This window comes from Bacillus sp. JJ1773, assembly GCF_036962035.1.
In the GTDB taxonomy this organism is placed as follows: Bacteria; Bacillota; Bacilli; order Bacillales; family Cytobacillaceae; genus Cytobacillus.
In genome coordinates this window covers 1-23,286 of the sequence record NZ_JBALNX010000102.1, presented here as the reverse complement: position 1 = coordinate 23,286, position 23,286 = coordinate 1, and the positions used below count along the sequence as shown (strand labels likewise).

23 protein-coding genes and 2 pseudogenes are annotated in these 23,286 nt (G+C 33.4%); 17 read left to right on the top strand and 8 right to left on the bottom strand.

Going from position 1 to position 23,286, the window contains the following annotated elements; all coding sequences use genetic code 11:
- Nucleotides 1-46 precede the first annotated feature (46 nt).
- A complete protein-coding gene (locus tag V7127_RS23325; RefSeq protein WP_335490250.1) occupies nucleotides 47-1,255 on the bottom strand; it encodes a hypothetical protein in 1,209 nt (402 codons plus the stop codon).
- A gap of 581 nt (nucleotides 1,256-1,836) precedes the next feature.
- Here V7127_RS23325 and V7127_RS23320 point away from each other — a divergent pair.
- Nucleotides 1,837-2,130: a hypothetical protein gene (locus tag V7127_RS23320; protein ID WP_335490247.1), complete on the top strand. Its 294-nt coding sequence runs from the start codon at nucleotides 1,837-1,839 to the stop codon at nucleotides 2,128-2,130.
- Between the two features lie 235 nt (nucleotides 2,131-2,365).
- Here V7127_RS23320 and V7127_RS23315 read toward each other — a convergent pair whose 3' ends face one another.
- Complete coding sequence (locus V7127_RS23315) at nucleotides 2,366-2,875, bottom strand: DUF3231 family protein (RefSeq protein ID WP_335490289.1); 510 nt, start codon at nucleotides 2,873-2,875, stop codon at nucleotides 2,366-2,368.
- Nucleotides 2,876-3,144: 269 nt separating this feature from the next.
- On the opposite strand from V7127_RS23315, the gene V7127_RS23310 reads away from it, so the two are divergent.
- Nucleotides 3,145-3,945: a nucleotidyltransferase domain-containing protein gene (locus tag V7127_RS23310; protein WP_335490243.1), complete on the top strand. Its 801-nt coding sequence runs from the start codon at nucleotides 3,145-3,147 to the stop codon at nucleotides 3,943-3,945.
- A gap of 154 nt (nucleotides 3,946-4,099) precedes the next feature.
- On the top strand, nucleotides 4,100-4,624 hold the full coding sequence (locus V7127_RS23305; protein WP_335490240.1) for a class I SAM-dependent methyltransferase: 525 nt from the start codon (nucleotides 4,100-4,102) through the stop codon (nucleotides 4,622-4,624).
- A gap of 287 nt (nucleotides 4,625-4,911) precedes the next feature.
- On the opposite strand, the gene V7127_RS23300 is transcribed toward V7127_RS23305, so the two are convergent.
- The gene (locus V7127_RS23300) at nucleotides 4,912-6,150 is read right to left on the bottom strand and encodes an IS110 family transposase (protein WP_335490237.1); all 1,239 of its coding nucleotides are present in this window, start codon (nucleotides 6,148-6,150) and stop codon (nucleotides 4,912-4,914) included.
- A 552-nt stretch (nucleotides 6,151-6,702) separates the two neighbouring features.
- On the opposite strand from V7127_RS23300, the gene V7127_RS23295 reads away from it, so the two are divergent.
- Together V7127_RS23295 and V7127_RS23290 are read left to right on the top strand one after the other, a co-directional pair.
- Complete coding sequence (locus tag V7127_RS23295; protein ID WP_335490234.1) at nucleotides 6,703-7,173, top strand: DinB family protein; 471 nt, start codon at nucleotides 6,703-6,705, stop codon at nucleotides 7,171-7,173.
- 365 nt (nucleotides 7,174-7,538) lie between these two features.
- Entirely contained in the window at nucleotides 7,539-7,709 is a 171-nt protein-coding gene (locus tag V7127_RS23290; protein WP_335490231.1) for a hypothetical protein, read from the top strand.
- 354 nt (nucleotides 7,710-8,063) lie between these two features.
- Here V7127_RS23290 and V7127_RS23285 read toward each other — a convergent pair whose 3' ends face one another.
- Entirely contained in the window at nucleotides 8,064-8,831 is a 768-nt protein-coding gene (locus V7127_RS23285; RefSeq protein ID WP_335490227.1) for a SurA N-terminal domain-containing protein, read from the bottom strand.
- A 145-nt stretch (nucleotides 8,832-8,976) separates the two neighbouring features.
- Here V7127_RS23285 and V7127_RS23280 point away from each other — a divergent pair, with 145 nt between their 5' ends.
- A complete protein-coding gene (locus V7127_RS23280) occupies nucleotides 8,977-9,210 on the top strand; it encodes a hypothetical protein (protein WP_335490224.1) in 234 nt (77 codons plus the stop codon).
- A 1,505-nt stretch (nucleotides 9,211-10,715) separates the two neighbouring features.
- Here V7127_RS23280 and V7127_RS23275 read toward each other — a convergent pair.
- From V7127_RS23275 to V7127_RS23265, 3 genes and pseudogenes are all read right to left on the bottom strand, one after another.
- On the bottom strand, nucleotides 10,716-10,970 hold the full coding sequence (locus tag V7127_RS23275; protein ID WP_335490221.1) for a WGxxGxxG family protein: 255 nt from the start codon (nucleotides 10,968-10,970) through the stop codon (nucleotides 10,716-10,718).
- Nucleotides 10,971-11,044: 74 nt separating this feature from the next.
- Nucleotides 11,045-11,827: pseudogene (locus V7127_RS23270) on the bottom strand (manganese catalase family protein); the annotation flags it as partial.
- 521 nt (nucleotides 11,828-12,348) lie between these two features.
- Nucleotides 12,349-12,861 carry a DUF3231 family protein gene (locus V7127_RS23265; protein WP_335490286.1) on the bottom strand — a complete coding sequence of 171 codons (513 nt, stop codon included), beginning with the start codon at nucleotides 12,859-12,861 and terminating at the stop codon, nucleotides 12,349-12,351.
- Nucleotides 12,862-13,217: 356 nt separating this feature from the next.
- On the opposite strand from V7127_RS23265, the gene V7127_RS23260 reads away from it, so the two are divergent.
- Entirely contained in the window at nucleotides 13,218-13,433 is a 216-nt protein-coding gene (locus tag V7127_RS23260) for a hypothetical protein (protein WP_335490218.1), read from the top strand.
- A 279-nt stretch (nucleotides 13,434-13,712) separates the two neighbouring features.
- Nucleotides 13,713-14,066, top strand: coding sequence for a hypothetical protein (locus V7127_RS23255; RefSeq protein WP_335490215.1), 354 nt, complete (start codon nucleotides 13,713-13,715; stop codon nucleotides 14,064-14,066).
- Between the two features lie 191 nt (nucleotides 14,067-14,257).
- Here V7127_RS23255 and V7127_RS23250 read toward each other — a convergent pair whose 3' ends face one another.
- Entirely contained in the window at nucleotides 14,258-15,151 is an 894-nt protein-coding gene (locus V7127_RS23250) for an AraC family transcriptional regulator (protein WP_335490212.1), read from the bottom strand.
- 457 nt (nucleotides 15,152-15,608) lie between these two features.
- Between V7127_RS23250 and V7127_RS23245 the strand changes: the two genes are divergently transcribed.
- The 9 genes and pseudogenes from V7127_RS23245 to V7127_RS23205 form a co-directional block, all read left to right on the top strand.
- On the top strand, nucleotides 15,609-15,833 hold the full coding sequence (locus tag V7127_RS23245; RefSeq protein WP_335490209.1) for a hypothetical protein: 225 nt from the start codon (nucleotides 15,609-15,611) through the stop codon (nucleotides 15,831-15,833).
- A gap of 8 nt (nucleotides 15,834-15,841) precedes the next feature.
- A complete protein-coding gene (locus tag V7127_RS23240) occupies nucleotides 15,842-16,495 on the top strand; it encodes a M23 family metallopeptidase (protein WP_335490206.1) in 654 nt (217 codons plus the stop codon).
- Between the two features lie 217 nt (nucleotides 16,496-16,712).
- Nucleotides 16,713-17,168 carry an AraC family transcriptional regulator gene (locus V7127_RS23235; RefSeq protein WP_335490203.1) on the top strand — a complete coding sequence of 152 codons (456 nt, stop codon included), beginning with the start codon at nucleotides 16,713-16,715 and terminating at the stop codon, nucleotides 17,166-17,168.
- Nucleotides 17,169-17,393: 225 nt separating this feature from the next.
- The gene (locus tag V7127_RS23230) at nucleotides 17,394-17,846 is read left to right on the top strand and encodes a hypothetical protein (RefSeq protein ID WP_335490200.1); all 453 of its coding nucleotides are present in this window, start codon (nucleotides 17,394-17,396) and stop codon (nucleotides 17,844-17,846) included.
- A gap of 220 nt (nucleotides 17,847-18,066) precedes the next feature.
- Nucleotides 18,067-18,732, top strand: a complete 666-nt coding sequence (locus V7127_RS23225) for a DUF6518 family protein (RefSeq protein ID WP_335490197.1) — start codon at nucleotides 18,067-18,069, stop codon at nucleotides 18,730-18,732.
- A gap of 191 nt (nucleotides 18,733-18,923) precedes the next feature.
- Nucleotides 18,924-19,766 carry a tyrosine-type recombinase/integrase gene (locus V7127_RS23220; RefSeq protein WP_335490193.1) on the top strand — a complete coding sequence of 281 codons (843 nt, stop codon included), beginning with the start codon at nucleotides 18,924-18,926 and terminating at the stop codon, nucleotides 19,764-19,766.
- A gap of 410 nt (nucleotides 19,767-20,176) precedes the next feature.
- On the top strand, nucleotides 20,177-20,824 hold the full coding sequence (locus tag V7127_RS23215; RefSeq protein ID WP_335490190.1) for a TnsA endonuclease N-terminal domain-containing protein: 648 nt from the start codon (nucleotides 20,177-20,179) through the stop codon (nucleotides 20,822-20,824).
- A complete protein-coding gene (locus tag V7127_RS23210; protein WP_335490187.1) occupies nucleotides 20,817-22,799 on the top strand; it encodes a hypothetical protein in 1,983 nt (660 codons plus the stop codon). The genes V7127_RS23215 and V7127_RS23210 overlap by 8 nt, the downstream gene beginning before the upstream one ends.
- Nucleotides 22,800-22,801: 2 nt before the next feature.
- Nucleotides 22,802-23,286: pseudogene (locus tag V7127_RS23205) on the top strand (TniB family NTP-binding protein); the annotation flags it as partial.

The following is a 23,286-nucleotide window of genomic DNA, read 5'->3' as shown; positions in this document are numbered from 1 at the left end:
GCCCCCGACTGTCGCTTCTTAGCCTGCTAATTCTGGGTGTGCAATTTCATTCTCTATTTTTAAAACAATAGTTAGCCTTATCAAATTTAACTGGATTTAAATCTCTGGAAGCGATTTTTTTAATTGAAAAATAAATGGTATATTCAATATTACTATTCCTACGAGATTTAAGACTATGAGTACCATTGGGTGGTAAAATAGTTCCCCATTTTTCATTTAATCCAAATGTTTGTTCTACTTCGGGGAATAAATCATCTTCATCGTCGTCATGACCTCCTATTTGAACTCTAATTGTATCTGTAGGTGCTTCTTCAATTTCTGCAAACAAGTTAACGTTCAAATATTGTTCATTTAGATCGCTATCATTTAGATCCCCTGTCCAAGAGCCAGAAACTACAGCATTATTATTAATGAAAGCATTAAAATAGAGAGTGGCCTCAAGTGTACTATCCAACACACCATCATTAGAGTAATGAACGTGAATTTTATGAAATGTAATCAGATAAGTAAAGAGTGTTGTTTTAAAACCTACAATGAATTTTTTCTCTTGAACAAGAGGGTCAGAGCTTGCTACTTCGCATTGGGTACTTGAAATGTATTCACGGTTTTCTGTAATTGGTTCTTGAACATTAGGTGCTGTATGATGCATAAGATTTTTTTCGGATTTGTTATGAGTTTTATCCTGTGGATCTCTATTCGGTCCAGGGTCATTTCCGTTTTGAAATTTGGAGAATAAAATATGCCCTACTTCATGTGCTAATACCTCTGGACTAGCTGTATCAGTCAAAACGATGACATATCTATTTTTAGATAAATCAAATCGTGCAAATCCATCCTCTCCACTTTGGAACGTTCGTCCACCTATGTAATAAACAATTATAAACGGAATAGAAGAACATGGAATGGGTTCGAAATTATTGACTAATTTTTCTGCAGTCTTATTTGAATTTATTTCAGCGGCTGAGATGATACTTTCTGCGGTTAACGCTTTTAGTTCTTCCACGGAGAGGCCTTGGTCAGAAAGTTGAGAATTTGCGTCATCCAGTTTGCTTATTCCCTCTACATTAAGAATAAAATTGCAATTATTACACCAAATTAAAGATGCTTTTTTTACGGTCTCACAAATTTTGGCTTCTTCTGCCCTGGAAGATGGAGTTACATAAATACACAAATTAACTGATTTTAATTCTTCTATAATTGGTTTCGCATTTGACGGTATTGATGGATTAAAGTGTTTACCACAAACATTTCTCATTTTTAACCTCCATTAAATACTTTTGTATTAATAATTAACACTAGTATGCATTCTTTTTTTATTTTTAAACTTGGATATTCATGGTTGTATTTTAATAACTAAATGTCAAATTTACATTTTCAACCTTATCCAACATATCTTTTAGAGTTATGCACGAAGTAGAAATGTGTAGAAAAATTACTTCAAGACATGTAAAAAGAGATATAGATCTGCTGAAAATTTATCAAGAAGAGGCATAACATTAAAGGAACGGGTGCCAATAAGTGCGAGTCAGCTTCAACAGCCTTTGATATTCAGCAATCGGGTGCTTTTGTGTAATATCATATGTTGCTATTTATCTAAAATTATTGTTGCACGATCTTCAATTAAAGGGCGCTATCCTTGAAAAAGGATAAGCGCTCATTTTTCATTTAAGGGCCATTTAATGAAGCAACACCTTTAAAGATAATTGGATATTTATATTCATGTATAAAAGAAATTTTGAGGATTTCTTATTAACTATAGTTGCAGGTTAAGTCGATGAAACCATTTTTCATATAATTACGTAGTAAAGATAAATTCATAATCAAGGGGGGTTATTCTTGGGTACATTCTTAGAGCTGTTAGGTGCAATTGGCCAGATTGCCTTTTCCTTTATGAAGGAAGTAACCGAAGAAGAGATTGAAAAAAATATAACTTATTTAAAAAGATATGAGTGGTTTGATTATTATCTTAACAATGATACATATAAAGAACTGATCGATAAAAACAGAGAAGTTCGTTATGCTATTGGAAAGTGCAATATAGCGAAAATGAAAAAGAACAAATATAATCTTTTCGTTGAGAAAAGAATCAAAAAGGTTTTATTAAAGGAATCACATACACTGAGTAATTAAATAAATATTCTTACATTTAATCTTCCGCAATCGGGCGCTTTTCTGAAATAAGGAAAGCGTCTTTCTTCATGAAAAGGGCCAGATTGTGGAATAACAATTTGTGAAGAATAGCTAGTAAATTTAAATTCAAAAGGGGAATAATCATTTAATATTATGAAAAGTACGTGTTGCTTATATAAATAAAAAGGGAGCAGAATAAAGTTTCTCCTCCCCTTAACCAGTTATAAATTAACTATCAATCTTCTGCTTTATAATGATGTAAAGGAGGTGGAACTAGCCATCCTTTTTCTTTATTTAGACGTAGAACTTTAGCTCCAAGTGTTGCCTTTTGAATATGAAACTGCCCAAACATCATTCCAATATCTTCTCGAATTGATTGCCCCATTATTGTACTGCACGCTACTAATCCTGCAGCAATGCTCATTGAAAGAGCAGCTGCTATTTCAGGATCTGCAAACCGTGCTCCAACTGGAATATCCTCTAAACAAGCATTAGGTCTTTCCGGAGGTGTTGGCGGTAATCCAACTCCATTTGCTTTTAATAAAGTTTCAATCTGTTTTATTTCTTGTTGTCCTCCTTGAATGGCTTCCTCAAGCAATTTCTTTAAATCTTCATCACCTGCATGGTTTAGGTGAGTTTGATAACCAGCAATTGCCCCTTTAGCCGTTAAAAGAAAGGACCAGGTGCTAAATACCTCCCCATAATGCATAGGTTCGTCTGTTGGATTTCCACTTAAAATTCCCATTGTAATCCTCCTAATCAAATTCATATTTAGTGCCTCCTTTCGCCAAAGCACATATTTTTATAATTCTCCTCTTACAGGTAATTAATCCACTATTTTGTGGCTTCGATATAAAGCTCGATCATTAATATATCAGGAATCCTGTTTATTAAAATATAGAATTTTCCTTATTCCGTAATTGGGCCAAATTGTGGAATAAAAGAAAGGATATTTCGTGATTAAATTGAAGTAATTAATGAAAGAGATGGTCCAACTTTGAATGGAGGAATTAAATGGATATAAAAGTTCCGATTACTGTCCAAAAAATTCTAAATGAGTATATGTCTTTATTTAATGCGCGAATTCCCGATACTCTTGAAGGAATATATTTGCATGGTTCAATTGCCCTTAACTCTTATAAAAATGGCTCTAGCGATATTGATTTCATTGCAATTGTAAACCGTCATTTTACTGAAGAAGAGGTAAAAATATTATCGAAAATCCATCGAGAATTAATAAATAAATATAAAAATACAATAATGGACGGATGCTATCTTCTTTGGGAAGACATAGGTAAGAAAAAGACAGAAACAAAAAAGTGTTTATACGTTTACGAAGGTAAGGTAGGTAGGAGTAACCATGTTATTAATCCAATTACTTGGTGGATTCTGAGAGAAAAAGGAATTAGTATTATTGGTCCTGAGATAACTTCATTCCACTTTGAGGTTGATAAAAGTGATTTGGTGGATTATGTACTTAAAAATATGAACACCTATTGGTTGAATCGGTTAAAGACGATTGAAAGATTCAATAGAATAGTTCATTTATTGCCGAACAAACTTGTAGATTGGGAAGTCCAATGGTCCATTACTGGAGTTTTACGCCAATTCTATACACTTAGAGAACATAAAATTATTTCAAAAGTAGATGCATGTAATTATGCAATTAAATATATGCCAGAAAGTTTGCATAACATTGTTAAAGAATCGATAAGTATTCGTGAAGGATTAAATATACGTTACTGTGATTCTAAGAAACAAAGGATTAATGACACCATACAATGTATGAAATACATAATTGATTACTCAAGTTAAATAAGGACAAGCGAATAACTATACAAATGATTATTCAGGGATAAAAGGTGTGTGGCTAATGAACAAAGATAAGATCATTAGAACTTTTGATAAACAAGCAAAAATATATGAAAAGAGAAGAAGAATACGGTCGGAAAGAAAATGGTGAGAAAGATTGCTCTCATCTACAAGAGGGAAAGTGCTGGAGGTAGCAGTTGGTGCGGGGGCAAACTTTCATTATTATCCTCAAGGATTGGAAGTGACAGGAGTTGACTTCAGTGAGGAGATGTTAAAGAAAGCAAAAGAAGCTGCGATTGAAGAAGGTATAGAAGCCCAATTTATACTTTCTGATGTTGAATCCTTATCGTTTGAGAATAATTCATTTGATACGGTTATCTCTACACTATCGCTGTGTGGATATGAAAATCCTACGAAAGTATTAAATTCATTTAATAAGTGGTGTAAACCTGACGGAAAAATTCTTTTATTAGAACATGGAAAAAGCTCAAATACTATGATTGGATACATTCAAACGATGTTAAATCCACTTAATAGAAAGATCGTAGGTTGCGATTTAAACCGTGATATTCTTCACATCATAGAGCACTCTAACATTCACATTGAGAGGATGGAACATTATCTGACTGGTACGGTTCATTTAGTATGGGCCAAACCGAATAAGCATATTTTAATAAAATGATGCTGAAACATTGTTATCTTTTGAAAAGAAAAGAAGTTGGATGAGGCATTACACTAAAATGTTCTTAGCTTCTCAATTAGAATAGTATTCTGTTATTGGAAGCAATAGTTGAAAATCAATACCCTCGACATAACTTATAACGATATTCCACAAAACCAGCTAATAGTTTGTCAACATTTTTCAATAAAAAACTATTTATATTCATGCTATACTAAAATTGTGCATGACAAACAACCTTCCGAATCCACTGTTTGGAAGGTTTTTCATTTGATAGTTAGATGTAGTAGTTAAGCTATATCTTGGAAGGTTGTTTTCCTTTTTAATAAGGCATAAATCCAGTGTAAGAGCTTGTTTGCACAAGCAATGACAGCGACTCTAAAAGATTTACCTTCATCGCGTTTTTTATCATAGAACTCTCGTAGCTTCTTGTTTCTTGCGATTATTTCATCCGTTGTCTTTTGCTTTCTGGCATCGCGGATTCCACACTTTACAGCCATATATAACGCTCGTCTTAATCGACTAGATCCTCGTTTAGTAATTTTGTTTTGAGTGGCTGTAAATCGACCAGAAGAGTATACACTAGGGTCTATTCCGGCAAAGGCAACTAGCTTTTTTGGGTGATTAAACCTTTCTATCTCCCCAATTTCTGAGATGATTGTTGCTGCAATTTTCTCTCCGATTCCAGGGATAGATTGGATAATCTTATATTCTTCAATTTCTTTTGCGAGAGCATCTATTTCGGCTGCTAACTTCGATAGATGCTCTTCGTATTGAAGAACGATGTTAATTAATATCTTTAGATTAAAGATGTGACTGTCATACATATGCTGTTGAAATGGGTTTCTTCTAGCCGCCCCAATAAGTTTCTCAGCTTTTTCTTTGGCCCATTGATCGGATCGACTCTTACATAATGACGCAATAATGTCGATTAAATCCGTCTTGGATTCTTTTAAAACAGACTCTGAAGTAGGAAATAATTCAAGCATTTTTAAAGAAACTTTTGAATATAGATTTCCAAATACACCTCGATATTCTGGGAATACTTGATCCAGTAAAGAATGCAATTGTAGTTTAGTTTGAGAAGATACACTCACAATCGCTTCCTGTTGTCTCGTGAGATTTCTCAAATTTAAAAGCTGGATTCCTCTTTTTCTATGAGGTGCTAACTCTTCTTTATAGAACAGTTCACACAGTTGGTACGCATCTACGGGATCTGTCTTTACTTTTCTTAAATTGGCACTTCTTGAACGGTGAGAAACCAGAGGGTTCACCATAATATACACATAATCATGGTCATCCAAGAACTGCACGACAGGGGAATGATAAGGGCCAGTTGATTCTAAGATAACCGAAGGTTTTATACCATCTGCTGCTCTCGTAACCTCTTCCAAGTAATCTAATAAGCTATCTAAACCATCCAGAGTATGCTTAACACTATAGCTTTTTCGGTACGGTTTTCCTTTATCTAAAAAGGCTTGTACCTGACTTTCTCCTTTTGACACATCCAGACCGATCACTGGATTCATCTATCAATCTCCTCCTAGAAAAAAATTAGTCGGTAACCCCTAAGCTCCTTGTAATGTCATAGGTTCGCTTGTTAAACGGGATCCACGTCCCAACCAGCCAGAAACATGTTTATACAAGTAGGGGGCGAACAGTTTTGCTGACGGGATCAAGTCCCACGGGCGCTACGTTCTACCCCGACTACCGTTATCATAAGACCTCATGAAAAAAGGTCAACCAGTAAAAACTGGCTGCCTTTATATTACGATCGGGCGCTTTTCTGAAACAAGGAAAGCGTCTTTCTTCATGAAAAGGGCCAGATTGTGGAATAACACTAGGCAAATAATTAGATATTTAATTTGAGAAATAGAGTTAGTGAATGAATGTACTTAAAGTTATGGTGCAGGTTCTACAAAGATAGAAAACTGGCACATTTGGTATCTTTACTTACATTAAATACGGTGGAAAATCATACTGTAGATAATGGCAGTTTAAGTTGAAAGAAAATCGACAAAGGATAATTACAATTAAGCAAGAATTTGTAACTTAATAATATTTATTCAGGGAGGAACAAAATGGAAGCGTTGATTGAAAAGTATAGCCGAGGATATACGATGTTAAGGGAATCCATTAAAGAATTGTCTGAGGAAGAGATTAGGTTCAAACCAGGAAAGGATAAATGGAGTATACATCAGATTATTATACATATAACGGATTCGGAATTGGTGTCTACACATAGACTGAAAAAGGTTTTGTCCGAGTCTGAACCTCTTTTAACATCGCCAGACCAGAACGCTTGGGCGAATTCATTGGATTATGAGCAATTAGACCGTGAACAATACTTACTCCTTTTTAAGATACTTCGCTCCAGTATGCTATCTATTATCAGCAATTTGACAACTGAACAATTTGATAGAGTTGGAGTTTATGCAGATGCTGGACGATTCACATTCAAAGAATTATTGGAATTCCGTGTTCAACATATACAAGGCCACCTTGACCAAATTGAAAGAGTAAAAAAGGCTTTTAGGGAGAAGCACGCATAAAGATTAATATTAACCTAATTAAACTTTATACGTGCTTTAGTGAAATAAGAGAATATTTGATTTTATGATTGAGATTATCTTTTAGTTATTCCATTATAGGGCGCGTTTATTTAGGAACGCGTTATTTTTTTAAAAATGGCCAGATTGTTGCGGAAGAGGTCATAAAGGGAATTTTTTTGGGGTTATAGTACCACCAAACGGTCGGGGGCAGGTATTAGAAAAATCACTGAAAAAATTTTTGCTAACCATTATCTTTACGAATTCATGGCTATAGTAGGCCTAATAAACTGTAGACTGTAGTTAGGATGGAGCTTAAAACTCTGGGTATAATAACTATTCATACAACAATGAATAGGAGTGGTAAGATGAGCGTCAATGATAAGAAGAAACAAAAAACAGTATTTAGAGATAATCAAGATTTAGTCCCAGAAGGTAACCTACCAGGTAATAGGGAGGATCGAAGTGATAAAGTGGGTACGTTAAATTCTGAAGAAATTCGATTTAAAAATGCTGACGATATATATGATGAATATTAATAACAGGGGCAAAAGCTTAGCCTTAATCTTCAGCAATCGGGCGCTTTAACGAAACAAGGTAAGCCCCTTTTTTATGGAATAATGAATGAGTAAACACCAAATAGATAACTGTAGCTTTAAAATAAAGTTTAATCAAAAAATCATTAACAAACCCATATTCTATAGCACAAAAGAGGAATCTATTTTGAAAAAAGATTGGGCTGTTGATCAAACTAAAAAGCCTCATTTATAGACACAGAATATAGTGGATAAAAAAGAAGATGAACACTACATTTTGTAGAGATCCATCTTCTTTTTCGTTTGAAGGGGCATTTGTCAACAGCCCCTTGAGCTGTTCATTATGTGTGTAACATCTTAAATCTTAAGATCAATCTTTGCATTTTTCTTTAGCTCTTCAACCTGCTGAGCGAGTTTTTCTTGCTGTTTTTGCTGTTGAAGAGATTGTTCGATTTGTGGTTTTACTTCTTCAAGCCTTGGAACTTCTTGTCCAGTACTCTTTCCTTGTTCCGCATATTGATCAAACGTTTTTTGAATTTCTTCATCGGTTATTTCACCAGCTGGCACTTCTTTCTCAATGTACTGTTTAAGTTTAATACCGTCAGCTATTTGAGTTTCAAGTGTTTTCATATCCATGCCGGATTTTTTAAGAGCTGCTTCGAATTCTTTTTCTGTTTTAAACTGTTTTTTTATTTCGTCCAGCTGCTTATTAATATCTGCCTCTGAAACTTTATAGCTTTTTTTATCTACCTCTTGAAGAAGAAGAGTTTGTCCGACTAAGATGTCAATTGTTTGGTTTTTCGCTTGCTCTGCAGCTTCTTTAGAAGTCGGATCTTGTCCCATTTGCTGCATTTGTCCTTGTATAGATGCTAAAGCGGTATTATAGTCGCTTCCTAAAATTTCTTTATCATTCACTATGGCAACAGTTTTCTTTTCATCTATTTGCTGTGCTTCTAATTTCTTTTGCATTTCTTTCATTTGCTTTTGCTGTTCCTTCTGCTGATCGGTTTCCGCTGTTTTTGCTTTATCATCATTTTTAGCTTCTGTACTTTCTTCATTTCCTCCGCATGCCACTAAAACAACGGCCATTAGACCGGTTATTAATGTAAACATCATTTTTTTCATAATCGATCTCCTTCCTTAAGCTAGAAGTATAATTTTCCCTAAAAAAATTCGTCTAGTGCGCATTATAAAGTTAATCCTATGAAAAAGAAACAGTATTTGCTCTTTTTTAATATTTATAACAGGATTGAAACATTTGATAATGATAATGAATGCCTGTAAAGAAGCAAATTTGAATTTTGGAACATTTCTAGTATTAACATTAGGAACTTTAATTTGGAATGTTGTTCTCATTAAAATAGGAACTGCAGTTGGAGGATCATGGGAAACAATTGTGGGTTATATGGATATATATTCAAATTTGACTTATGTAGTGTTGACATTACTATTTATGGTGTTTGTTGTTTTATTTATTAGAAAAAGAATGATATTAAATAAATAAATATTCTCTTATTTAGGAGAATTTCCTTCCATAATTCAGCATAAGCTATCTTCCACAATCGGGCGCAATTCTTGAGGAGGAATTGTGCCTTTTTCAGTAATCGGGCCATTTTCTTGAATAAGAGAAGGAATTATTCGTTAGTAAATCGAAGTTAACCAAAGGAATAAATGTTCAAAGCACTTTTGAAAAAATATTCATCTCCACTGACATACTGAGCTTTTAGTAGCGCTACATGGACAACACGTGAAGCCATTTCAAATATGTAATGATACTCTTAAATAGGCTACTAAAGAAGAGATTATTCTTTGAATAATTGTAATGTTGCAGCCGTTAGGTGCTTTCATTAACGATATCCAATAAGTCCATTCTTATAAAATTAAGATTCAATTACAGTGTGTTTCATTAGAAGATTTCCACCATAACCATTGCTAGTTCCTGAAACTCTCCCATAACATAAACTTCTCAAAAAATAAAGTTACCTCAAGATTGGTTTATAGAGTGGTTAAAGCAATTAAACCAGAATAAAAATGTAACTCCTTCTTCAGCTAAAGGGCGCAATCCTGGAATAAGGGTAAGCGCTCATTTTTCATTATAGGGCCATTTAATGGAGGAAGAATATTAAGAAAGAATACTTATAGTAATGATAGTATATATATGGTTTTTGTGAAAGGTTGTACTAACGAAAGGGCAGTATAGTTGAACAGACAGGTATTTTCGGAAGGACATCGAAGTAGTTAATATAGCTGATAAGGGTGTTAGGCAACTTGTTTTATGATAGTTTTGGTTCAGTTATTTATGCTTTATTAATTTGGTGGGGAGCGTTTCTCTTATTTCAAAGAATAAATAATCGCTACCTAAAAGGTAACACTTGGAAAAAGGACATCATCTTAACATTTATCCAAAGTGTAGTAGTTATCTTAATTTTATCACCTTTATTGGCTATTTTACTTAGAAACTAAATTAAATATCAACTAAAGTAATAGGTATTAGATTTAAAATGGTGAATGTTTTAATGGTCCCTGTTACTAGAGGGGTTTTATGGGAGAAATTCCATCATTTATTTGTCTAATACTTGTCTTTTTTCATTGGATATTAAGAATAATCATAACTGGAAATATTAAAGAAGAACTTCCAGAGGATGCTAAAGATTTTGAGCCAAACGGGATTACCTACCTCCTAACTTTACTCTTAATAACGGTATTCAAGAGGAAGGTTCTGGGACTTTGTCTATTCAATTTAGGCTAGTACTATTAAATAAAAAATACAAAACAAAATAAGCATTTTTGTTTACAGGGCAAGGAATGCGTTTAGGTATGATTTGGATTTTTTGGACCCTGCCCTGTAAAGCTCAATATAGGGGTTAAATTTAGCTCATAGTTTAAATTACCCACAATTTGTAAATTGAATACAACTTTTTTTGGATATATCTTGTTGAAATTAAAAGGACCTTAAATGTTTTAAATCACAATAAGATTTACAATAAATTAGTTCAAATGCTTAATCTTTTATTTCCTATCGTTTCTTCTTAAGCCCAAAAGACCGGCTAAACCAATTAAGCCAATCCAACCCCAATCCATATCGTCATCGTCATCAGCGTTAATATCATTGTTATTGCCGTTTTGAGCAACATGCATGACTTTGCTACTTTCTTTTTGGTTGTAGAAGTCTGTTGTTGGGTTTTGAGCATTTCCTATTGAAGTCCCAAAAAGAATAGATGTAAATATTAGGATAAAAGTTGAACTTAGAATTTTTTTTAACACAATTTTTTCCTCCAATCATAGGTATTAAATTTAAAGTTTGTATTTTTAACAATAATTATTCAGGAAAAACATTTTTAATGATTTCTGTCACTTGTTCCAGGACTATGTTCGTTAGGCATTACTGGCATTAATGGAACTGGATAACCTTTTGGAGGTTCTGTAACTGAAAGGTCTCCTCCATTCCGACTTGGTGTTTGACCTTGGAAAATCTCACTTATTCTTGTCTCATCTAATCTAAAGTTAAACTGAGTATTGTGAAATCCCATTTCAACATATTTTCTACATTCAGGATATTTATTTAAATCGTAATTTGGGACAGGAAATAGTTTTCCCCACTTTACACCTAATGTCTCAAGTGCTTTTGCAAAAGCATTCTGATGTGCATTATCTCTAACAATCAAAAATGCTAATGTTTCACGGAATGTTTTATTTGAACTCATTTCATAAATACGAGTTTTCTGAAGTACACCAGTTGATTCAAGTACTAAATTATCAAGCAGATCACCGATAAGATTACCACGGCTATATACCCATGAACCATTCCATGGATTTCCACCAGCATCAACTGGAAGAGATGCTTGGGCACCAATAATATAATGATGAGGATTTGCATGTTTAACAGCCTCGTCAAGAGGTGCATTATCGATACCTGCATTCCCTGGAAAATCTGATTTACCTGAATCATTTAAGAGTTGATTAATTGTGTTTTGAACGAGTTCTACGTGAGCAATTTCTTCTAAGAAAACTCCACGAAGCAAGTCACGATACTGAGTGTCCTTGCCTCTAAAATTTGAACTCTGAAAGAAATATTGCATCATTGTTCGCATTTCACCGAAGTGACCACCTAATATTTCTTGTTCTTCAAGGGATCACTCTCATTTCTATGTAGAATGTATTTACTTTGTTAGATATAAAAATGTTCAATATCTACAAGGATTAGTTTTCAATAATAATTAGAAAATATACCAATATTTGTTTAAAAAACAATAAACACAAGGTAGGTTTTGTTGAATAGCGGACCTAAATGATAATTTAGGATGGCGATTTTGGGAGATTATCAAAACCATAGATAATGTTGGTTATTTTAAAGTCGCGAGATATAAAATATTTGGATTTATCCTTTTATTCAGATATGGACAGTTTAGTACACAGCACATTGAATTTTAGTAAACAAAAGATAGAAGGTGTTACGTAAATGGCACATATGCGAAGGAGTTCCGGCCATATTGTTGAATACAATTTGTGAAGGATAGCGAATAAATTTAAATTCAAAAGGGGATATTAATCAATTAATATTTAATGAAAAGTACGAGTTACTTTATAAATGAAAAGGGAGCAGAATAAAATTTCTTCTCCCCTAATACCAGTTATAAATTAGTTAACAATCTTCTGCTTTAGAATGATGTAATGGAGGTGGAACTAGCCATCCTTTTTCTTTATTTAGACGAAGAACTTTAACTCCAAGTGCTGCCTTTTGAATATGAAACTGTCCAAACATCATTCCAATATCTTCTCGTATTGATTGCCCCATTATTGTACTGCACGATACTAATCCTGCAGCAATGCTCATTGAAAGAGCAGCAGCTATTTCAGGATCTGCAAAACGTGCTCCAACTGGAATATCCTCTAAACAAGCATTAGGTCTTTCTGGAGGTGTTGGAGGTAATCCAACTCCATTCGCTTTCAATAAAGTTTCTATCTGTTTGATTTCTTGTTGTCCTCCTTGAATGGCTTCCTCAAGTAATTTCTGTAAATCTTCATCACCTGCATGGTTTAGGTGAGTTTGATAACCTGCAATTGCCCCTTTAGCAGTTAAAAGAAACGACCAGGTGCTAAATACTTCCCCATAATGCAAAGGTTCATCTGTTGGATTTCCACTTAATATTCCCATTGTAATCCTCCTAATCAAATTCATATTTAGTGCCTCCTTTCGCCAAAGCACATATTTTAGATTCTCCTTTCGCAGCTTATTAATTCATTATTTTGTGGCTTCGAAATATAGCTCGATCATTAATAAAAATGTCTAATTGTTTTTAATAAAGTTTGTTCAGGTATCCTTTTTTAAAATGTATAATTTTCCTTATTTTGTAATTAGGCCAGATTGTTGAATAACACTGGGGGGTAAAAAAATTTACAAATGCTTATTAATCCCTCCTCGTAAATTTGTCCCTATTGGACAAAATATGTTACGGGACAGTGCTACTAAAACAATAGCACTTCCTTATAAAAAACGAGGAAGTGAAATAGATGGCTGATATCAACAAACGCAAACGTGACGATAATGATACTAGCAAGGCAGTAGGAACTGGTGTAGGTGCTTTTACTGGGGATACAATGGCTTCTGCTCTTGATCCATTTGGTTCAGTTGCAGTTGCAAGTGCTGTTTCTGGCGGAGCGCTGGACAACAAGGCGGGGAAAGGTACCGTTGATGACGACAATCATGGCTCCAAAACAAGAGATTAGAATTAAGTAAAGTCATCCTTTAACCGAAGGGTTATGGCATGTAGTGGACTTCCTAAATGGGAGTCCTTTTAGAGGAACTTCTTATGTTTGCAAATTACAAACTTGCTTTATGTAACGATAAAATCCGGTAGAAATGAGTAAAGTATTTGAAAGTACTTATCTTCAACTACGGGGCGCAATTCTTGAAGAGGAATTGTGCCTTTTTCAATAATAGGGCCATTTAATGGAGGAAGAATATCAAGAAAAATTGAATACTTATAGTAAGGACAGTATGGTGTGGTGTTTGTGAAAGGTTGTACTCAAACTAACGGGCAGGTTAGTGTAAAAGCAGTAGTTTCTTTTGTCAATATTAAAGGGGGCATGGATATGTTTTTCTTTAATAAAGAAGATGTCTATATAGGATTTTCAATGGAAGAATTTTCAAAGGTAAGAGAAATTTTAAAAAGAGAAGGCATCAAATATACCTATAAAGTTATTGATCCTTCAGGAAAATGGTTGGGACCTGGTACATCGAGAGGAAACTTTGGAAGTTTTGGAATGAACAAGAATTATGAACGACAATACGTTGTTTCTGTTAGAAAAAAAGACGCAGAGAATGCAAAATATTTTGTTCATAGTGTTTTGCATTCATAAGTTTTATTTCACTAACGGGTGCTTTACTTCAATAACAATATTCAACAATCGGGCGCAATTATTGAGTAATAAAAAAGCCCAATTTCTCAGTATTAAAAATGAGATAGGGCTTTTGTATAGGAATATCCTGAATGTTGTAAATCGCATTCTCCTGACGATACTCCTCTATTGAATAAATGGGATTCTTGCTTTTATGCGTTAACGGTCTGTTTTTTTACAGGAATGTAGATGTCCATTTCTTTGTTCTCTGAACCGTAGCATCTTTCGTCATACAGTTCGAATTCAACTGATCCATAATGTTCATAACCTGATTGCGGAAACCATTCTGTAAAAATATAATTCCATGTGGACTGAATAGAAGAGGTAAACGTTCCTTCATTTGACTTTGGCGTAGTGAACACCGCATATTCTAGCTCAGGGAAACTTTTGTAAACCATTCCTTCAAGTGCTTGAGTTTCCTTCTTTACTTCCATTCCAATTACATAAACGAACTCACCTGTTTCAGGATTAAAATCGGTGCAAATGCCGAGTTCCACATTTTTCTGTATGGGATTTGGAATTTTAGAACCCAATTTATTTCGCAAGTACTGCTGCCAAAATTCAGGAATGTCTTTATTGTTCTGACCGTCTTCATTCTTTGTTTTAAGTTCGTATCCAATGATGTGAAAAGCAGGTTTAGTGACTAATTTTGGTTCCATCCTAAGTCCTCCTGATAATAGTTTTGCATTCAGGTAGGCTTTTCCACGTAAGGGTCCTGATATTCTCTTTGCGTTACGGTATTGCTTTGGGGAAACGCCATAGAACTTTTTGAACTCCCTGTTGAAAGATTCTTGATATTGAAAACCAACATCGATTGCAATATTAATCACCTTTTCATCTGTATAGAATAAACGTTCTGCTGCATATGTAAGCCTTCTTTTTCTTACATAATCCATCACAGATTCTCCCACTATTGCCTGGAAGACACGATGATAATGAAAAGGAGAAAAGCAAGCAATTTCTGCTAATTTCTCTATAGTAATTTGTTCCTGCAGGTTCTCTTCAATGTAATCAAGCGTTCGTTGTATACAAACCACATAATCCATACCCCTTCACCTACCCTACATCCACTATAACAGCAAACAAATATTCGTACTTAACATTTTTTGCTATATTCATTTTACTTTCGTAAAACAGAACTGTCACCTCTTATGGCTGCACTTGTAGTAATGTTGGGTTAATTGAGACTTTGTAACTTCGCTGAAAGGGCATCTATACGCTTAGTTGATATTCAACAATCGGCGCTTTTCTGTAATAAGGAAAGTGCTTTTGCCATTTAAGGGCCAGATTGTGGAATAATAAGGTTTAATAAAAATTTAAAATACACTAAATATATAATCGGTTTATTATAATTAATTTATAATTGTATCTATTTTAATATCTATTTGGTGAGTGAAACAGGATGTTTTTCGACAAATCTGGAATAGGAAAAGTGTTCTTACTTTTGTTATGGTTTTTATATTGGTTAGTTAATCAGGTAATTTAATAGGGGAGAGAGTTATATTGGTCAAGAATTTAAGACATATAGGTTTAATTAACAGTATTTTAATAGCAATAATTTTATTTTTGTGGAATAGTGTTTTTTTTATTAATGGTTTAATAGGTGCTTATTCTTGGGCTATACTTAAAATGATACTTCCTATCATAGGATTCTTTGGTGTATTAATTAATATCATTCTGTTTATTGTTGGTATCGTAAAAAAGAAAAAAAATAAAAATTATTGGTGAATTTTATTGTGAATTTGGTATTAATTTTCCCTATCCTAATGACCTTGAATATTATCCAGCTCATCTATCCGATTGATATAGAGCGTGTTAAACCTTCCATTACAGTAAAATGGCCATTCGCTGAAGAAACCGTTGTCGTTTGGGGTGGGGATACGGTCCAAAATAATTTAATACATGTCACATGGCCATCGGAAAGATGGGGTTATGATTTAGTTATGGAACCGTATGATACAGGAAGTAAAAATAACGAGGAATATGGAATTTGGAATAAAGAGGTTTATTCCCCTGTTTCTGGTGTTGTGATTGCTGCTTACGATGGTGAAAAGGATATAGATCCTGGTTCAGAAGATTTTATTTTACTAGAAGGTAACCATGTTTACATCAAGATAGACGAAACCGGTACATACCTTTTACTAAATCATTTAAAAGAAGGTAGTGTTACTGTAAAAGAAGGGGATCGTGTAAATCCAGGAGATGTAATCGGGCGAATAGGAAACAGCGGATCAACATCAGAACCCCATTTGCATATTCATCATCAAAGACAAGATCCCACAAAAGTTCCACATCCTATTCTAGCAGAAGGGCTGCCATTATATTTTGAAGGGATTAATGGAGAGGCTATGCCGGAAAAAGGAGACATTATTTTACCTGATGTTCAATAATATAGGATTCATTCTAGCGTGATGTATTTTTATAAATATTCAACAATCGGGCGCTTTTCTGAAATAAGGAAAGCGTCTTTCTTCATGAAATGGGCCGTTTAATGGAGTAAACTTTATAGTAATTTAGATATTAATTTTAAAAATTCGGATGATTGTCTTTTTATAACATGATAATTTTGGAATGAGGTAAATATTGTTATAAAAGGAGACGAGATTTATGAATATCAAGATTGAAAAGATTCCAGCATATCTGATAGCTTACATAAGGCAGATTGGCCCTTATGGAATTAACAATGTGCAAACAATGGAAAAATTAAAAGAATGGGCAAAATCTAACCACTTATTTAATGACGAATCCATAATTCTTGGAATTGCTCAGGATAATCCAGAAACTACCAAACCTGAAAACTGTCGTTATGATACCTGCATAGTTGTTTCAAACGACTATTCAGTTACTGATGGCTATGTAAGAGAAGGAAATATTGCTGGAGGAAGATATGCAGTTTTTAAAATTAATCATACAGCAGAAGCAGTTCAGAAAGCGTGGATTGATATTTTTCCAGAGTTATCAAGACAAGGATATCAATTTGATGAAGCAAGACCAATCCTCGAAAGGTATGTAGTCAAAATGGTTAAAAATCATCTTTGTGAAATCTGCGTACCTATAAAATAAATGATTGGTTTTCCTAAGAGCTTCTTAAGGGCATGCTTTGTAATGATTTTAACAATCGGGCGCTTTTCTGTAAAAAGGAACAGCGCTTATTTTCATTAAAGGGCCATTTAATTGAGCAACACTTTTAAAGAAAACTGGATATTTATATTAAAATATAAGTGAGATTGTGGAGAATTGTACTTAAACCATCGTAGCAGGCTTGCGTAAGAGAAAGGGGGTTGAGAAATGTCGGGTATTCAATTTTTAGCTTCATCTAAGCCATTTAAAATGCCTGATGAAATACAAGAATATATTGACTGGCGTATTTATGAACTTGGAATGGAGTTTTCAGTTCATGAAACTGATGATTATTGGTACCAAATTGTACAGCCTGTCTTAACAATGCCATATATTTACGAAGTGAGTGGTATTGGCAATTATTACTTTTTTGTTTATTTAGAAAAGTATATGGAAATAGGAGACATCATTGAGTTATATGAAATCCCAATTCAAGACAGGCACGACTTTTATATAAAGCGTGTTCTTGAACATCCAGAACCAATTACAATCAATGTTGGGGGTTTTACCTATCAAAACCAGTATGGAACTTTTCAATTTAATCATAAAAATTGGTTGGATGAATTGAAACATCGGACATTATTAACAGAACGTGGAATAACAACGATTGTAAATTATTGATGTATTGGAGTTTTACTTTTAGAAGTTTTCTTCAACAAAAGGGCGCTATCCTTGAACAAGGATAAGGGTTCACTTTCTATTTAAGGGCCATTTTCTGGTATAACATTGTTAAAAATGCTGGCTGCAATGCGGCATCTTAATGGGGGAGATTTGGATTAAAGGAATCCGTTCCCTTTTTTCTTAAGAATATAAAAATAAGTTTGGAAAATAGGAAGGTATAATGGAAATGTATAATAAGTTGATAGGGATTAGAGTTGCGAACAAATCAACTACAAAACAAAAAGTCTTTTCAATAGTAAATGCAATTATTATCGGGGTTATTCTGGGTTTATTGGCAAAGATTGTGGATAATCCTTCTTATTTTAACCCAATTTTCACTAATATAGGTGATCGTCTTGGTATATGGGTATTTGTTGCCACACTTTTATCAGTTTTCAGCTATTCGCCCAAATTAGCGGCTGTAAAAGTATTCGCTTTTTTGGGGTCGATGCTGACCGTTTATTATGTGTACACAACGCTTTTTCTAAATTTTTTCCCGGAAAGAGAAATTACTTTTTGGAGTATGTGTGTGGTGGTAACTCCTGTTTGTGCTTATATTATGTGGTATGCACGTGGAAGCGAATTTTTTTCTAATATTATATTGGCCCTTCCAATCACAGTATTACTGTCAGAAGGGTTTGAATTACGTAACGCCTACTTACCAATTCACACTCATTACTATTTAATACCTTGGCTTATAGGGATATACCTAATAATGATAGTTGTTTTGTTACTTATCATTCCGAAAAATAAAATTCAGTTTTTGATTATTTTACCGATATCCATAATATTATCTTTAATCTTGATAAAACTTAATAAATACTATGGCTTATGGGAGTATATCTAATCAGTTTAATCAGCAATCGGGCGCTTTTCTTGAGCAAAGAAAGTGTCCTTTTTCTTGTATTTCATGGGTTTTCATTGTTCTGTAATTTGTTATTCTCTGCGACCGTTGAATAGCCTAGTATGAAGAAGACTCTTTTTGAACATAATAGAATCTAGTTTAGTTGATTTATACAGTAGGAGAGTGAAAGAATTATGTTATTGTCCGAAGCGTGGGAAAAGTATCAAAAAGATAAAAAAATTGAGGGATATTCGCAACTAACATTAAAAACATATTATTTTCAATATAACCTCTTATTACGATTTTTCGGAGATATTGACATAAGTGAGATGACTACTGAGAAACTAAAAGAATATCTAGTACAGGCAGGAGATTATTTAAAGCCATCTAGTTTAGGACACAGGGTTCGCTGTATTAAATCACTATTCAAATGGACACATGAAGAAGGCTATACTCCGAAGAATCCGGCTGCAAAATTAAAAGAGCCGAAATTAGGTAAAAGAATTCCTAAATTCCTATGTGAACTAGAAATAGAACATCTTAGAGAAGCTTGTCATACAACGATGGAGAATGCGCTATTTGAGTTTATGTATTCGACCGGCTGCCGTATTGGAGAAGTTGAAAAAATAAATCGAGACGATATTAATTTTCGGACGAATTCAGTCATTGAACATGGAAAAGGTGATAAAGAAAGGGAGGTATACTTTAATACCCGTTGTTCTATTTGGTTAAAAAGGTATTTAGATGATCGAGATGATGAAGAGACTTGTTTATTTATAACGGAAAGAAGGCCAATAAGGCGTATGAGTATTGATAATCTGAGATATATAATCAAACGCATATCAAATCGAGCTGGGATAAAAAAGAGTATTCATCCCCATCAACTACGACATAGCTATGCTACACATATGATTAATAACGGTGCGCCACTTGAAGTGATCCAAAGCTTACTTGGTCATGAGAAGAGTGAGACCACAAAAATATATGCTCAACTAAGTGGCAAATTGAGACATGATTTTTATAGTAAATATTTTTGAAAGCTATATAAATTAAACTTTCATTGAAATCGAGGCACCCATATAAAAAGGCGTGTCTTTTTATTACCGGACCATATTATATACCAACTTAATAAGTTGCCGCCAGATTGCGGAAGAATACGAATTCATTAATTCGGGGGATATGGTTAACATAAAATGTTGCCTTAACTCTAAATATACTGGTAATCGATAATTAAAAACTCATTGTATTAAAAAAATGGGTTAGATATGAGGTTGCACTTATCTTAATTCAACTTTATGAAAATAATTCTTTTGAAGGAAGGTTTGGAATCGATAAAATATGACAAAACATTTAAAAATATTACAACCTTTTTAAACTAATGTAATATATTCTATAAATTCCGTATATTCGGAATTTTAATGGTAATAATTAATATAGGAGGTGAATTATGTATAAACCAATTATATTAAGTAAAAATATACAGCGGCGATGTAATTTTTGGAATTGTAAAAGTCACAAGATTGGGAGGGATGTTTATTTTTATAGTGAATTGGAGTATGAAAACTGGATAAACGTTGAAACTGATCCGAAAGTTGTAGATTTTTGTGAGAAACCAAAGAAGGTAAGAGGAGTATTTGAGGGGAGAGTCTATGAGTCTACATTTGACATGTGGATTAAATGGAAGGATGGACAAGAGGAGTTTATAGAGATTGTATACGATAAAACACTGAAAACTTCTCAATTAAAACAACGCAAAATTAAAATTCAAGAAAATTGGTGTAATGAAAATAATTTTAGACACAGAATACTTACAGAGTACAATATTAGAATTCATCCCAAGTTACAAAATTTAAAAATAATATTACCCTACATTAAAGATTTCAACAACCTCAATGAAATTGATTTATATAAAGTAAAAGGAATTATAAAAGACGAGCAACAGACTCTTAAAGAAATTATAGGTAAGATAGATTCAATTGACAGATTCTCATTTTTTAAATCTATATTTTTTCTTTATTATTCTGGTCTAATTGATATGGACATAGACGATACTCCGATTAGTTTTAATTCAAAGGTGTGGTTAAAAATTGAGTAGGTATTTGTTTAATGATGTCAATATACAAAAAGAGCAAATTGATCGCACATTATGGCCAACGGTTCACGAGGACAGCTTAGATTCTAAAAAAAGGATTGTATTTTGTAAAAGAAAAGAAGCCATAGATATGTATTTAGATGGTGAGAAAACAGTGAAAGAAATCTATGATACGTGCGGAATTAATCATACTGACCTTTATAGATTACTTACCAGATGTATTTCTAAAGATGAGAAAAATAGAGTTTATGGGTATAAAGCTTTAATTCCAAATTACAGAATAAAGACATATAAAAGGCTATCAAATATTAATGGATATGATGAGGATCAAGATACCGAAAAAAAATTAACAGGTGCCTTTACAAAATTGCTTGAATTATATCCAAATATTAAAACCAAAATTCATAATTTAGTTTTAAAAAAACGAAAAAATAAGCCCTCTCAACCAATTTTAAGGGGGAAGGACATTCATGATGAATTTATAAAGATATGTAAAGAAGAGGGATTAATGCCCGAAAAGGAGCATTATCCATTTAATACAAATGATCATGGGAAAAGATCTTTGTATAGATATATCGAAAAATTAAAAGCAGATAATCCTAATCTGGCAGTAAAAAATAACGGACCAGACGCCGAAATGTTATTTCAAAATACAGGGAGTGGTAATCGAAACTCAATTCCTGTAAGGCCGTTTGAACGAGTTGAGTTTGATGGACATAAAATTGATGTGACAATTGCCTTCAAATACACAACCATTGAAGGTGATGAAGTTATTGATGTAATAAATAGAATATGGTTGTTAATGGTTGTAGATGTAGCTACTAGGGTAATTTTAGGATTTAATTTAGTATTAAATAAAGAGTACTCCGCAGCTGATGTAATGGTTTGTTTGCGAAACGCAATAATGCCATGGTCAGCAAAAAAAGTAACAATACCTGGATTGAGAATAGCTGATGGTGGTGGCTTTGCTTCTGAAGTAATACCTGAAACAACACACGCTGTCTGGGATGAAATTTTATTTGATAACGCAATGGCAAATATCGCAAGTAGTGTTGACAAGAAACTTAAAACTCTAGTTGGTTGTCATGTGAATACGGGACCGGTTAGTACTCCTATCGCAAGACCAGTGGTAGAAAAATTATTTCATATACTTGAGGAAACTGGGTTTCATAGAATAACAAGTACAGTTGGAAGCAATCCAAGAGATCCTCGGAGACAGAATCCAGAAGAAAAAGCAATTAAGTATGAAATATCTATTGAAGAAATAGAACAATTGACTGAGGTCTTAATAGCTAATAGAAATGGATATCCACAGAAAGGCCTAAATGGTCTTACTCCTTTAGAAACAATGAGACAAAGGATTAATAGAGGAATGCCGTTTAGAACCTTAGAGGAGAAACATAGAGATGGATATGATTTTGTAACCATAGAAGATAAGCGTCATATTAGAGGAAAACTACATACTGGTAGAAGACCATATATCACATATTATAATGTGGAATATAGGAATGAAGTGCTAAGTGAGATGTTTGACTTTATTGGGGAGGAAATTACCCTCGTAATAAATTTAGAGGATCTAAGATTTATTAAGGCATACTTGCCTGATGGAACGGAGTTAGGTTTACTTACTGCAAAGGGGAAATGGTCTCTACAAAAACACTCTTTAAAAATAAGAATAGTAATTAATAAATTAAGTAGACTAGGAATATTAAGACTCTCAAGCGAGGATGATCCTATAGAAGTTTTTCATAATCATTTAAAAGATAAGGGAAAACGCAATAGGGACGCTAGAAGTCAGGCTGCAATGATTGAAAGGATGTTAAATGAGGATCTACAAGATAGTACAAAAATAACCAATAAGGTCGACACTGAGGAACCTGAAGATAAAAATAAAAATGTGTATCCAATAAAACAACTGGCTAACAAAAAAGTAAACAAACCTAATCAAAAAAGAGAAAGAATGTTTTTTAATTCTTAAATATGGAGGTTAAGATGGAAAGCCCAATATTAAATACAAATTATTCAGATATAAAAAGACCAAAAATACCTGTTGGTGGTCATCCTCTTGAACAAGGTGACTATTTAATTGACACTGTTTCTATTAATGATATTGCAGATTCCATACTTAAATGGATAAACATGAGAAATCCAGGGGCTATAATATATGGACCACCGAGATTAGGTAAAACATATGCAGTAAAATATTTAAAAAAGTATTTTGATATAAAATATAAATCTCAATGGGAAACCTATATTGTAAGAACAAGAAAAATGAAAACTCCCAATGAAAATCGTTTCTTTGAGTATGTTCTAAAAGATGTTGGGCATGAACTATATAAGATTGGAAAACCAGATGCAAAAAGAGATAGACTTGTAAACTTTTTATGGGATAAAGGAGATAGGACTCAAGAAATCAAATTGTATTATTTATTGATGATGCTCAAAGATTATCTACTATGGAATAT